The sequence below is a fragment of the Pseudomonas sp. S4_EA_1b genome, from assembly GCF_016307435.1.
In the GTDB taxonomy this organism is placed as follows: domain Bacteria; phylum Pseudomonadota; class Gammaproteobacteria; order Pseudomonadales; family Pseudomonadaceae; genus Aquipseudomonas; species Aquipseudomonas rhodesiae.
In genome coordinates this window covers 25,221-38,005 of record NZ_JAEILC010000033.1, presented here as the reverse complement: position 1 = coordinate 38,005, position 12,785 = coordinate 25,221, and the positions used below count along the sequence as shown (strand labels likewise).

Annotated in this window: 8 protein-coding genes; 3 read left to right on the top strand and 5 right to left on the bottom strand. The window is 62.9% G+C overall.

The window, feature by feature from the left end; translation table 11 throughout:
* Positions 1-123: 123 nt before the first annotated feature.
* The gene (locus tag YA0848_RS10895) at positions 124-1,233 is read left to right on the top strand and encodes a DUF3182 family protein (protein ID WP_034115253.1); all 1,110 of its coding nucleotides are present in this window, start codon (positions 124-126) and stop codon (positions 1,231-1,233) included.
* A complete protein-coding gene (locus tag YA0848_RS10890) occupies positions 1,223-1,978 on the top strand; it encodes an alpha/beta hydrolase family protein (protein WP_034100986.1) in 756 nt (251 codons plus the stop codon). Before YA0848_RS10895 ends, YA0848_RS10890 begins: the two co-directional genes overlap by 11 nt.
* A gap of 2 nt (positions 1,979-1,980) precedes the next feature.
* On the opposite strand, the gene YA0848_RS10885 is transcribed toward YA0848_RS10890, so the two are convergent.
* From YA0848_RS10885 to YA0848_RS10870, 4 genes are read right to left on the bottom strand one after another with little or no spacing between them, the layout of a single operon-like run.
* The gene (locus YA0848_RS10885; protein WP_034100985.1) at positions 1,981-2,937 is read right to left on the bottom strand and encodes a lysylphosphatidylglycerol synthase domain-containing protein; all 957 of its coding nucleotides are present in this window, start codon (positions 2,935-2,937) and stop codon (positions 1,981-1,983) included.
* Positions 2,927-4,189 (bottom strand): cardiolipin synthase ClsB, encoded by a 1,263-nt coding sequence (gene clsB, locus YA0848_RS10880; protein WP_034139474.1) that lies wholly within the window; start codon positions 4,187-4,189, stop codon positions 2,927-2,929. Before clsB ends, YA0848_RS10885 begins: the two co-directional genes overlap by 11 nt.
* Complete coding sequence (locus tag YA0848_RS10875; protein WP_034115251.1) at positions 4,186-4,962, bottom strand: endonuclease/exonuclease/phosphatase family protein; 777 nt, start codon at positions 4,960-4,962, stop codon at positions 4,186-4,188. The genes clsB and YA0848_RS10875 overlap by 4 nt, the downstream gene beginning before the upstream one ends.
* Positions 4,959-5,885, bottom strand: coding sequence for a DUF72 domain-containing protein (locus tag YA0848_RS10870; RefSeq protein ID WP_034139473.1), 927 nt, complete (start codon positions 5,883-5,885; stop codon positions 4,959-4,961). The genes YA0848_RS10875 and YA0848_RS10870 overlap by 4 nt, the downstream gene beginning before the upstream one ends.
* Before the next feature lie 159 nt (positions 5,886-6,044).
* On the opposite strand from YA0848_RS10870, the gene YA0848_RS10865 reads away from it, so the two are divergent.
* Positions 6,045-8,120: a mechanosensitive ion channel family protein gene (locus YA0848_RS10865; protein ID WP_169903376.1), complete on the top strand. Its 2,076-nt coding sequence runs from the start codon at positions 6,045-6,047 to the stop codon at positions 8,118-8,120.
* Positions 8,121-8,417: 297 nt separating this feature from the next.
* Here YA0848_RS10865 and YA0848_RS10860 read toward each other — a convergent pair whose 3' ends face one another.
* The gene (locus YA0848_RS10860; RefSeq protein ID WP_169903377.1) at positions 8,418-12,665 is read right to left on the bottom strand and encodes an Lhr family helicase; all 4,248 of its coding nucleotides are present in this window, start codon (positions 12,663-12,665) and stop codon (positions 8,418-8,420) included.
* Positions 12,666-12,785: the final 120 nt, after the last annotated feature.

Here is a 12,785-nt window from a genome sequence, read left to right as displayed (position 1 = left end):
AGGCCAATGGCTATCGCTCTGAGCGTAACTGACTGATTTGCCAGCGCTGTCCCTCTACTTGGGGTTGGCCTGATCCCTGCAACTGTCCTTCTACACACATGGCAGGATGGCCAAGGGGGACGCATGACCCCGATTCAACGCAAAAAATCTGTTGCGGCGCATTCCACGCGCGATGGAGCGCCCCAGCATGAAGTCGACACCAATCGCGCCCTGGCTCGTTGGCTGGCGCAAATCCTTGGGCTCAAGTTTGCGGGCAGCTTTGACCCGCAGCAGCATGCGGGGCGCGATCTCTACTTATTACCCACGCAAACCATTGTTGGCCAAGAACAGGCCCGCGCTTTGAATATCCAAGGTCCGGACGATCTGTGGGGCGGATATGTGGATCACGCTTTCATCTGCACCAAAGCCATCAGCCATGGCTTGCTCGGCCCGGATGCCAAGGCACCGGAGGGCTGGTCGCCGCAGTTCTGCGAGCAAGTGCGCGATGTGGTGCTCGACGGCCTCAGCGTATTTGCCTTAGGCGATGCGCGGGAGGCTGCCACGCGCCTGCTGTACAGCGGGCCGATTCGCCTGAAACCCGTGCATGCCTGCGCAGGGCGCGGTCAACAAGTAATCCGTAGCCTCGACGAACTGGATACCGTGCTGGCGCGCCCGGAAGCAGCGGTAATGTTCAACAACGGCGTGGTGCTGGAGCAGGACCTGCACGACGTCGTCACTCACAGCGTGGGCCAGAGCTTTATCGGCGATTACGTGCTCAGTTACTGCGGCCAGCAATACCTGACGCGGGACGGGCAGGGCGAAGAGGTCTACGGGGGCTCTAACCTGCTCGTGGTGCCTGGGGACTATGCCGACCTGCTTGCACTGGCGCTGCCCGACGACGTGCGCCTGGCGGTCGAGCAGGCCAGGGTATTCGACGCCGCCGCCGACCAATGTTACCCAGGGTTCTACGCCTCGCGGCGCAACTACGATATCGCCCAAGGCCTGGACAGCCAGGGCCAGCGCCGCAGCGGCGTGCTCGAACAGTCCTGGCGCATGGGCGGTGCCAGCAGCGCGGAAGTCGCCGCGCTACAGAGCTTTATCAACCATCCGGGCCTGAAGGCTATTTACGTGTCCTCGGTGGAGACTTACGAGGATCAAGCGCTGCCGGCGGATGCCATCGAGGTGTACCGAGGCCCGGCGGAACACAGCGAATTTCTTCTCAAGTACGTAACGGTCAATTCTTATGACGGCTAGAAGCGAAAGCATTGCGATCGATATCGACGACGAACAAATGAGCGGCACATTCCTGAGCCCCAAATCCAAAGTGCCCGGCGTGTTGTTTGTGCACGGCTGGGGCGGCAGTCAGGAGCGTGACCTGGAGCGGGCCAAAGGTATTGCGGGGCTGGGTTGTGTATGCCTGACCTTCGACCTGCGAGGTCACGCCGGCACCGGTATTCCGCTGTCGCGGGTGACGCGCGAAGACAACCTGCGCGACCTGCTGGCCGCCTACGATCGATTGATCGCGCACCCGGCCATCGACACCTCGGCGGTGGCGGTGGTGGGCACCAGCTACGGCGGTTACTTGGCGGCAATCCTCACCTCGTTACGCCCGGTGCGTTGGCTGGCGTTGCGGGTACCGGCGCTGTACCGCGATCAGGAGTGGCTCAAGCCCAAGCGCGACCTGGATAAGGCTGATTTGATGGATTACCGCAGCACCCTGGTGCAGGCCGAGACCAATCGTGCCCTGCACGCGTGCTCGGTGTTTACCGGGGATGTATTGATCGTCGAATCGGAAACCGACGACCACGTGCCCCATGCCACCATCATGAGTTACCGCGCGGCATGCCGGCATACTCACTCGCTGACCCACCGCATCATCGACGGTGCCGACCATTCCCTCAGCGATCCGGTGTCCCAGCAGGCTTATACCTCGATCCTGGTGGACTGGATCACCGAGATGGTGGTGGGCGAGCGCTTAAGCATCATCCAGTCGCGCTAAGCCTATGCGGGTGTTTTCTTCACCCGCAGCGCCTTGGCCTTGGCTTCAACGCCCAAGTACATGACCAAGGCAATCAGCAACGGGCAGATAAAATAGATCGCCCGGTACGCAATCAGCCCGGCCAGCAGGCTGCCGCGCGATGCCTCGTGTTGCAGCAGCGCGATAAACACCGCCTCCAGCACCCCGAGCCCGGCCGGGATATGCGTAACCACCCCGGCAATCGCGCTGATCAGCAGCACGCCGAGCACCAGCGGGTAGTCCAGCTTGCCCGGCAACAGGGTGAAAATCACCGCCGCCATCAACGACCAGTTCAGTGCACCCAATGCCAATTGCAGGCACGCCATGCGCAGCGACGGCAGGTTGATTTCGATACCGCGGATCGACCACGCGCGCTTCTTCGAGAACCGGCAGGCCGCCAGGTAGCCCAGGCTCGCCAATACCAGCAACACCCCCACACCCTGCAAGGCGCCGCTGCTCAACTTCCAGCCCGGCGGCAGAGTCACCAGACCGCTACTGAACACCACGCCGGCCAGGGCCATGTAACCGAACCAGTTAGTGGCCAGGCTCAGACCAAGGATCTTGGCGATATTGCTGGTGCTCACCCCCAGCCGCGAATACAGCCTATAGCGCATGGCGATACCGCCCACCCACGCACTGAGGTTGAGGTTGAACGCGTAGCTGATAATGCCCACCGGCAAAATCTGTTTCCAGCGCAACGGCTGGCGGATGTAGGTGCGGCCGATCAGGTCGAAGCAGGCGTAGACGATGAAACTGCATAGGGTCAACGCGCTGGCGATCAGCAGGGTGCGTAGCTTGAAGTCGCCCAAGGTCTGCACCACTTCGCTCCAGTCGATGCGGCGCGCGAGCATCGTGAACAGCACGATCAACAGCAGGAAGAACGCGATGGTCAGCGGTTTTTTCCAGCGCTTGAAGCGTGAACCGCCGGTTTCAGTGGTCATGGGCCTGGCTCTCGAAAGGTTTCAAACGCGGTTTATGGGCCGGCAGCCAACCCGTCAGCACGGGGAAATGGCGCATCACATGGAACACCAGGAAACCCACGGTCAGGCGCCACAGCCACAGGCGTGGCTTGCGGTTCTCCGGCATGGTCTTGCAGTGGTTGTTCGCCAGTGCCTCCAAACGTTCGTACAACTGCTGGTTGAACGCACGATCACGGATCAGCACGTTGGCTTCCAGGTTGAGCGCCAGACTCAGCGGGTCCAGGTTGCTCGAACCGACGGTGCTCCATTCGTCATCCACCAGCGCCACTTTGCCGTGCAGCGGGCGCTGGCAGTATTCGTGGATCACCACGCCGTCCTTGAGCAGGTAGTCGTAGAGCATGCGCGCCGCCAGCTTGGCCAGCAGCACATCGGGTTGGCCCTGCATGATCAATTGCACATGTACCCCGCGCCGCGCGGCGTTGCGGATCTCACGCAGCAGCCGGTAACCGGGGAAGAAATAAGCGTTGGCGATCACCGCACGTTTTTGCGCCTTGCTCAACGCATGGATATACGCCTCTTCGATGTCGTCTCGGTGTTGCAGGTTGTCGCGGTAAATCAGGCGCACCTGACCGTCACCTTGCTCGGCCGGCCATACCGAGGGCCGTTGCTGGCGCCGCCGCCAGCCACGTCGGGTGCGCACTTGGCGGCCGCTTTGCGCCAATGCGAAATGATGCAGGTCGGCAACCGCCGGGCCGGTAATTTGCACCGCGTAATCCTGTTTGGCTTCCGGGCCGAAATCGCCGAGGTGGTCGGCGGAAAAATTGATCCCGCCGATAAACCCCACGGTAGCGTCCACCACCACGATCTTGCGGTGCAGACGGCGAAACCAGTTGGTGCGAATGCCCAACGTCTTGGACGCCGGGTCGAACATCTGCACCGCCACGCCCGCATCCGCCAACGCACCGAGGAACGCCGGGCTCAATTCGCCGCTGCCAAAACCGTCGAGGCTGGCGACCACCTTGACGCCCCGTTGCGCCGCCTCGATCAAAATACTCTGCAGCTCATTGCCCACCTTGTCTTCGAACAGAATGAAGGTCTCCAGCAGGATCTCGCGCTGGGCCTGACGCATGGCTTCGAACACCCTGGGGAAGTACGCTTCGCCATTCTCCAGCAGCTCGACTTGATTGCCGCTCTGCCAGCCGTAATCGAGGTCGCGGGCCTTGGCTTCGTCCGGCGGCTGATCGGTGGAAATGTGTTCTACCGCAATGTTCATAGTTCGATCTCCACCGACAGCGGCACATGATCTGACAGATGGGACCAGGGCCGTGTAGTCAGCACCCGGGGGTTATGGGCGGTGAGGTTGCGCACGTAGATGCGGTCCAGCGCCAACAACGGCAGGCGCGCCGGGAAGGTCCGCGCCGGTTTGCCGTGGGCGCCAACGAACACTTCGGTCAGACCGCTGCGGCTCAAGTCGGCTTTTTGCCGCCAATCGTTGAAATCCCCCGCCACCAGCAACGGTGCATCCGCCGGAATTTGCGCGATGCGTTGCTCCAGCAGGCGCAATTGCTGCTGACGATGCACCTCACGCAGGCCCAGATGGATGCAGATCGCGTGCACCTCCTGGCCCGTGCCCGGCAAGCGCAGCACGCAATGCAGCAGGCCACGGTTTTCGTGGCCGCTCTGGGAGATGTCGAGGTTGTCGTAGCGCACGATCTGGAATTTCGACAGCAGCGCATTGCCGTGGTCGCCGTGGGGGTAGACCGCGTTACGCCCATAGGCGAACTGCGGCCAGATGCTGTCGGCGAGGAACTCGTACTGCGGCATGTTCGGCCAGTTGCTGTAGCGCTGCGGGTGTTGCTCGTGGGTACCGTGGATCTCCTGCAAAAACACCATGTCGGCGCCGATGCTACGCACCGCTTCGCGCAGCTCGGGCAGGATGAAGCGGCGGTTGAGTGCGGTGAAGCCCTTGTGGATATTCACCGTCAGCACGGTAAAGCGCGTGATCGGCGCCGTGGGGGTGATGGGGATCAATTCAGGGTGGGTCATGGCAACACTCCCGGTTCCGGCAGTTGTCCGGGTGCGGTGGCCAAGTGTTTGTCCAGCGCGAAACGCTGCAGCAATTGGCGGGCATCGAAAGGCGCGCGCACCTTGATGTCATTGTCGAAAAAACAGAACACGTCGCGTTGCTTACGTGCCGGTGGCGTGTGGTGCGGGTCGATCAGGTGAGCATCGGCAGACTGTTTGCCGTGGCGCCAGCAGTCGATGCGCTCGCCCCAGCGTTTGAGTGCTGCATCGGTATAACCGCTGGCGTACAACTGCTTGTCGCCGTGCAGGCGCAGGTACACAAAGTCGGCAGTCACGTCCTCGGCATACGGCCACTTGCCGGCGGTGTCGGCCACCACCAGCGCTACGTTGTGCTGTGCCAGCAGCTTTACAAACTCGGGGGTGACAAAGCTTTTATGCCGGATCTCCACCGCATGGCGCAGCGCACGCTTGCCGTGGGCCTGCATGCTCGCCTTGCCGTTCAGGCGCGCCTCATGCTGGCGGGCGAGGGTGGCGGCTTGCTGGGTGTCGGTGGGCAGCTCCTTTAGAAACGCCTCGAACAGCGGCGCATCGAACTTGAAACTGGGTGGAAACTGCCAGAGCACCGGACCGAGTTTTTCTTTCAGCTCCAGTACCCCGGAGGCAAAAAAATTCGCCATTGGCTTATGCACATCCCGCAAGCGCAGGATGTGGGTGATGTAGCGCGGGGCCTTGACGCTGAACATAAAACCTTCAGGCGTATCGGCGTACCACTCGGCATAGCGCTTGGGCGTTTGCAGCGCATAGAACGAGCCGTTGATCTCGATGCTGTTGACGGCGCGTGACGCAAATTGCAATTCGCGTTTCTGGGGCAGCCCTTCGGGGTAGAAGTCCCCGCGCCAGGGCGTATAGCGCCAGCCGGATATGCCGATGTGAATCGCCGCCATGGTTGCTCCTGTCAATGCCAGGCCGGTTTGCCTGCGTTGTTGGATGACTGCCGGATTTGGCGGAAAGTTTCGCGATTCCTACAGACGGCACATTCTCGGGAACGATCAGGAAGCAAACCCGTCAGTTCCTTACAGACCTACGCGAAGGAGCCCGGTGTTTTGCTGAATTCAAAGACTGCATTACTGCTTGGTGCGCTGCTGTTGTGTGGCAGCGGCGCATTGCACGCCGCGGCTACCGCGCCTGAAACCGAAGCCCCGGCCAAGCCGGAATTGCTGGTGGAGGGCGGCCTTCTCGGCGCGATCAGCTCCAGCCTCGATGAGGTGCAGGACAAGCTCGATCTCAATCAGAACCTTATCGATGCCTGGCGCTTGCGCGCGGACCGCGCTGCCGATGAAGTCGGGCGCCTGGTCAACCAGACCGCGCAACGTTCGCCGTGGAGCGTCGCCGGGGACTTTCTGCTGCTGTCCGGTGTGTGGATCGGCGCCTTTACCCTGTTGACCTTACTCGGTCGGCTGATCGTGCGGCGTCTTGGCCAGCGTTCTTTCTTCGAGCGGCGGGAGCGCCTGTTGGGTGTGCTCAGTTATGTCGTGCCCTATACGATTCCGGCGCTGATCTGTCTGCCGCTGACCCTGTACGTCAGCCATTTTCTTTCCCCGTCTATTGGTCGCGCGCTGGCGCTGTGTTTTGCCTACGCGACCAGCAGCGGCATCTTCTCTACCTCGGTACTGCTGTGCGTGATCGTCATGTTCAACCTCGGGCATAAGCGGCGCGCGGTGCAGATCATTCGCGAGTACTGCCCAAAGCCGCTGTTCCTGATCGGTTTTCTCGCCGCGCTCAGCGATGCACTGACCAGCCCACAGATCGCACGGCAGTTCGGCGGCAATATCACCAGCAGTATCGCGGTGTTCACCGGCCTGTTCGCGGCGGTGATTTTTGGCGTGCTGGTGGTGCGCCTGCGCCGGCCGGTGGCGCATCTGATCCGGAATCGGCCGCTGGCCCAGCGCCTCAAGCATCCGGCGTTGCAGCAGTCGCTGCGGGTGTTTTCCGGATTGTGGTACTGGCCAATCCTGTTGATGGTGTTGGTCTCGGCGATCAACCTGATCGGTGCCGGCGACGATAACCAGAAAGCCCTGCGTTGCGCGCTGTTCACCACCATTTTGTTGATCGGCACGGTGTTTCTCAGCACGGTGCTGCAACACCTGTTCAAGTCCCGCAGCCAGGTGGCAATCCAGCGCAGCAGCGCCTACAAGGAACGTTTCCTCAGCCTGCTGCATGCGGTCCTGCGTATCGTTATGGCGATTGCCTTTATCGAGATTCTTGGGCGCATCTGGGGCGTGTCGCTGTTTGAATTCGCCCAACGCAATTCGGTGGGCCGGGCGATCAGTGACTCCCTAAGCAGCATCGGCCTGATCCTGCTGGTGACATGGCTGTTTTGGGTGGTGCTCGACACGGCGATCCAGGAAGCGCTCAAGCCGCCGGTAAACAAACGCTCCAGCCGCCAACCCAGCACACGGGTCAAAACCATCCTGCCGCTGCTGCGCAATGCGGTGAAGATCATTCTGGTGGTGATCTGCGCGATCACCACTATGGCCAACCTTGGCATCAACGTCGCGCCGCTGCTGGCGGGTGCCGGTGTGGTCGGTCTGGCGATTGGTTTTGGTTCCCAGCAGTTGGTGCAGGATGTGATCACCGGCCTGTTCATCATCATCGAAGACACGCTGTCGATCGGCGATTGGGTGGTGCTCGACTCCGGCCATGCCGGCACCGTCGAGGGCCTGACCATCCGCACCCTGCGCCTGCGCGACGGCAAGGGCTTTGTGCATTCGGTGCCGTTCGGGCAGATCAAGGCGGTGACCAACCAATCGCGGCAATTCGCCTATGCGTTTTTCTCGGTGCAGTTCACCTACGACACCGATGTGGACAAGGCCGTGGAGCTGATCCGCGAGGCGGGGCAGTCGATCCGCGACGACGTATTCCTCAAATACAACCTGCAAGGCCCGCTGGAAGTGTTTGGCGTCGACAAAATGGACCTCAACGGCGTGGTGCTGACCGCGCAATTTCGCACCGTGTCGGGCGGGCAGTATGCGGTAAGCCGCGCGTTCAACCAGCGCTTGAAAAAGCTTGTGGATAACTGTGATGAGGTGCACTTTGCGCAGACTTATCCACAGCAGGTGTTGCTGCCCAATCGTAGGGTGCAACTGGATGCGCCGGATGCTGAGGCGCCGGTTGCTTGATGGTGTTTGTTAGGGCCTCATCGGGGGCANNCTTGCCCCCGATAGGGCCCTAACACTCACAGCCTGATCAACTTCTCCTGCACCGCCAGCTGATCTTCCTCCACCAGCAATTGCTGCTTGCTGCCGCCCCTCACTGGATGCGCTGGATGCTGAGGCGCCGGTTGTTTGTTGGATGAACCAGATGCTGAGGCGCCGGTTGTTTGATGGTGTGTGTTAGGGCCCTCATCAGGGGCAAGCCCCTCCCACAATGGCGGCCAAAATGTGGGAGGGGGCTTGCCCCCGATAGGGCCCTAACACTCACAGCCTGATCAACTTCTCCTGCACCGCCAGCTGATCTTCCTCCACCAGCAATTGCTGCTTGCTGCCGACCCTCACCGCTGCCGGCAGCCCGTCGCGATACACGATGCGATTGCCACTCACCGCCGGCACTTTATTGCCCGGCAATAACGTCCCCACCAGGTTCAACGGGTCCGCACCGCACACGGCCACCAGGCGCCCGTCATGGGGCCGACGCCGCACTTCGCGCAGTAATGGGATGGCTTCCGGCAAGGCAAATTGTTCACCTGCCAGACCGCTGACAAATCGTCCGCCGCGAATCTCCCCTCGGGCCTCCAGGCGGTGGAAGGTGCGCAGCAGTTCGCGCCAGCTTGGGAGCCAATCGGCCTCGCGTTCCAGCAAGCGCCAGAACACCACGCCGTAGCGACGCAGCAGGGTCATTGCCACATGCTCCAGGGTTTCGGCCGAGTGCGGGCCGGCGGCGCTCGGAGGGCGACGGATCAGCGCCCAGCGCCCCGCATCGTCCATGCCGCCGATAAACGCCCCGCGTCCGCGTCGGCTGCTGCGCGCCTGGCGTTTGCTGGCGGGGGTGGTCAGTGCGCGCAGGCCGGCAAAACTGTCGGCATTCACCAAACCGGCACCGACCAGTTCCAGCAGCGCGGTTTCCAGCTCGCTGCGCAAGAGACGAGCTTCGTGCACCAGCTCGTCGAAAAACAGCGCGCCGTGTTCACGCAACGCTCCGTGGACTTTCTGCGCCTTGGGCGACAGCGTGCTGCTGTCGGCCGCATCGGTCAGGCCGCTCCACATGCCCACCTGGCTGCGCGGCAGTACCACCACCGGCGTGCTGCGTTGGGCGCTGGCGCTGTGTTTGTCGGTCAGGCGCATCCAGACCCATTTGCCGCTGCGGCATAGCTCATCGAGCCAAGTCGGCGAGTAATCCTTGAGTCGAACGCTGAGTAGATCGCTGTCCCACGCTGACGCGGCGGCGGCATAGCCTTCGAATTGCCCGACGATCTGCGCCAGCATGGCGCTGCCTTGGCCACGGGTTTCATCGGACAAGTGCTGCCAATCGAACAGAAACCGCATGAAGTCTTGCAGCGCCACCGGTTCGATTTCCCGGCGCAGACGCTTGACGGTGTAGCGATGGATGCGCGCCAGCAGGTGCCGTTCGCACCATTGTTCGCCGTCGGCCCCGGGGCTGAAGTGGCCGCGCAGCACGTAGCCTTCCTGTTCCAGCCGAGCCAGGGCCTGAGCGATGTCGGTGGCCGGCAAGGCCAGGGGCGCGGCGATCTCGGCCAGGGTCTGCGGGCCGAACCCACTGAGCCGTGCGCGCAGTATTTCCGCGAGGGCGTCCTCAGGAATCCAGGGCTCATCGAAACCGGGCAGCAGCGCCAAGTGGTGGGGAATGATCGCCTGCCAGATATTCAGGCGCTCCACCGCCACCCACAGACCGTTGGGTAAACAATGGGCGCGCCCGGTTTTGGCCAGCGCTTGCAGCCACGTGGCCCAGGTTGGCGTGATTTCGCTGGGGGCGATGCCGCCCAGGCTCATCAGCGCTTCGTGCATCTCATCCACGCCTTGAGGCGCCGGCCAGGCTTCTTCGCGTACGCCAGCGATGGCTTCTGCATCCAGAGCACCCAGGTCGTCGGTGCTCTGCGGATCGCTCCAGCGGCGGTTCAGCACGGCTTGGGTACGTCGCTCCTCCAGCGGCGCGTCATCCAGAAAGGTGTAGGGGCGTGCGCTGAGAATTTCTGCGGCCATGGGCGAAGGCGCCGGCAGATCGCGGCTGATCAAGCGCACTTGGCCGCTTTCCATACGCCGCAACAGGGCAAGCCAACCGGCGCTGTCCATGGCGTCGTGCAGGCAATCATCGAGGGTTTGTTCCACCAGCGGGTGTTCCGGCACTTCACGCTCGCCGGCGAGGTTTTCCAGGCAGGCGATCTGGTCGGGGAACACGCTGGCGATCAGGTCTTCGCTTTTCATGCGCTGGATCTGCGGCGCCACCTTGCGCCCGCCGGTGTAGCGCGGCAACGCCAGGGCCACGCCGGCGTTCCAGCGCCAGCGCACGCCGAACAGCGGCGCGTCGAGCACGGCCTGGATCAGCAGGTGTTCGGCAGTCTGGCTGTTGAGGTAACGCCATACTTCGTCTAGCGGGAAACTGTGGCTGGTGGACAGCGACAGCACGATCGCATTTTCACTGGCCGCCGCCTGCAGTTCGAAGTTGAAGGTGCGGCAAAAGCGTTTGCGCAGGGCCAAGCCCCAGGCGCGGTTGATGCGGCTGCCGAAGGGCGTGTGGATGATCAATTGGGTGCCGCCGGAGGCGTCGAAAAACCGCTCCATGATCAGCGTGTCCTGGGACGGTAGCGCGCTCAAGGCCTGGCGCGCGCGGGCCAGGTAATCGAGGATCTGCTCGGCGCTGGCGCGGTTCAGGCCCAAGGTCTGGGTGAGCCAGGTCGAGGCCGTGCTCAAGTCGCCGGGAGTGGCGCCGAGCAGGCTATCCAAATGCCCCTGCAAACGCGCCACAGCGGCCGACAACTCATGGCTGCGCCCTGGCGCTTCGCCCAGCCAGAACGGAATGGTCGGCGGTTGGCCGTGGGCGTCTTCCACCCGCACCTTGCCGGCGTCGACCCGCAGGATGCGGTAGGAGGTATTGCCCAGTTGGAAGATATCCCCGGCGATGCTTTCCACCGCGAAATCCTCGTTGACGCTGCCAATGTTCAAGCACTGGGGTTCGAGCAAGACGCTGTAGTCGGCGTTATCCGGGATCGTGCCGCCGCTGGTCACAGCGGTCAGCCGTGCGCCACGTCGGCCGCGCAGGGTGTGGGTCACTGCATCGCGGTGCAGGTAGGCGCTGCGGATGCCCTGGCGCCCGTTATAGCCGTCGGCGAGCATGTGCAGCAGCGCCTGGTAGTGACGCTCATCCAGCTCGGCATAAGGCGCGGCGCGGTGGATCAGCGCCAGCAGGGCGTGTTCCGACCACTCCTGGGCGCTGACCTCGGCGATGATCTGTTGCGCCAGCACATCCAGCGGTGCGACGGGGATGTGCAGCGTGTCCAGCTCACCTCGGCGCACGCAGTCGAGCAGGGCGGCGCACTCAATCAAATCATCGCGGGTGAGGGCGAACAAACGGCCCTTGGGTGTGCCGCCCACATGGTGGCCGGAGCGCCCGACCCGTTGCAGAAACCCGTTGATGGACCCGGGCGAACCGATCTGGCACACCAGGTCGACGTCGCCGATATCGATCCCCAGCTCCAGGGAGGCGGTGGCGATCAGCACTTGCAGCTCGCCGGCCTTGAGGCGTTGCTCGGCATCCAGGCGCATCTCTTTGGCCAGGCTGCCGTGGTGGGCGGCCACTGCGGTTTTGCCCAGGCGCTCGCTCAGATGCCGGGCCAGGCGCTCGGCCAGACGCCGGGTGTTGACGAAAATCAGCGTGGTGCGGTGCTCGCGCGCTAGATCGGCGAGGCGGTTGTAGACCAGCTCCCAGACATCGTTGGCCATCACCGCTGACAGCGGCACCGGCGGCACTTCGATGTCCAGGTCGCGGGGGCGCGCGTGGCCGATGTCGACAATGGCGCAGGGCCGGCCCGTGCCCACCAAAAAGCGCGACACCGCCTCGATGGGCTTTTGCGTGGCCGACAAGCCGATGCGCATCAGCGGTTCGCCGCACAAGCCTTGCAGACGCTCCAGGCTCAGGGCCAGGTGGCTGCCGCGCTTGCCGGCGGCGATGGCGTGGATTTCATCGACGATCACCGTGCGCGTGGTGGCGAGCATCTGCCGGCCGGAGTCCGAGCCCAGCAGCACGTAGAGTGATTCCGGGGTGGTCACCAGGATATGCGGCGGGCGTTTGCGCATCTGTGCGCGGTCTTTTTGCGGCGTGTCGCCGGTGCGCACGGCGGTGCGGATCGCCAGCGGTGGCAAGCCCTGTTGCTGCAAATGGTGGGTGATGCCCGCCAGCGGGGTTTGCAGGTTGATCTGGATGTCGTTGGACAGCGCCTTGAGGGGCGACACATACACCACCAGGGTTTCATCCGGCAGTTCGCCGCCGTTGGCCAGCCCCTGGTGGACCAAGTCATCGAGCACCGCCAGAAACGCCGTCAGGGTCTTGCCCGAACCGGTGGGCGCGGCGATCAAAGTCGAGCGGCGCTGGCCGATCAGCGGCCACGCCTGGGCCTGGGCAGCGGTCACCGAGGGGAAGCTGCTGCGGAACCAGGCGCTGACGGCGGGGTGGAAACCGTTCAGGACCGTGTCGGTTGAATCAGATACGTTCATGGAGTGATTGATACTGGCAGTTCCAACAAGTTGCAAACCCGTACTTTATCCGTGACGGTTGCGCTACAAACCCGCAAAATGCAACGATTCTGGCAACTATCCACGGCACGGCCCACAGCC

Coding starts and splice junctions, on each gene's coding strand:
- YA0848_RS10895 (WP_034115253.1), top strand. CDS start 124: ATGACCCCGATTCAACGCAAAAAATCTGTTGCGGCGCATTCCACGCGC.
- YA0848_RS10860 (WP_169903377.1), bottom strand. CDS start 12,665: ATGAACGTATCTGATTCAACCGACACGGTCCTGAACGGTTTCCACCCC.
- YA0848_RS10875 (WP_034115251.1), bottom strand. CDS start 4,962: ATGACCCACCCTGAATTGATCCCCATCACCCCCACGGCGCCGATCACG.
- YA0848_RS10870 (WP_034139473.1), bottom strand. CDS start 5,885: ATGGCGGCGATTCACATCGGCATATCCGGCTGGCGCTATACGCCCTGG.
- YA0848_RS10890 (WP_034100986.1), top strand. CDS start 1,223: ATGACGGCTAGAAGCGAAAGCATTGCGATCGATATCGACGACGAACAA.
- YA0848_RS10885 (WP_034100985.1), bottom strand. CDS start 2,937: ATGACCACTGAAACCGGCGGTTCACGCTTCAAGCGCTGGAAAAAACCG.
- clsB (WP_034139474.1), bottom strand. CDS start 4,189: ATGAACATTGCGGTAGAACACATTTCCACCGATCAGCCGCCGGACGAA.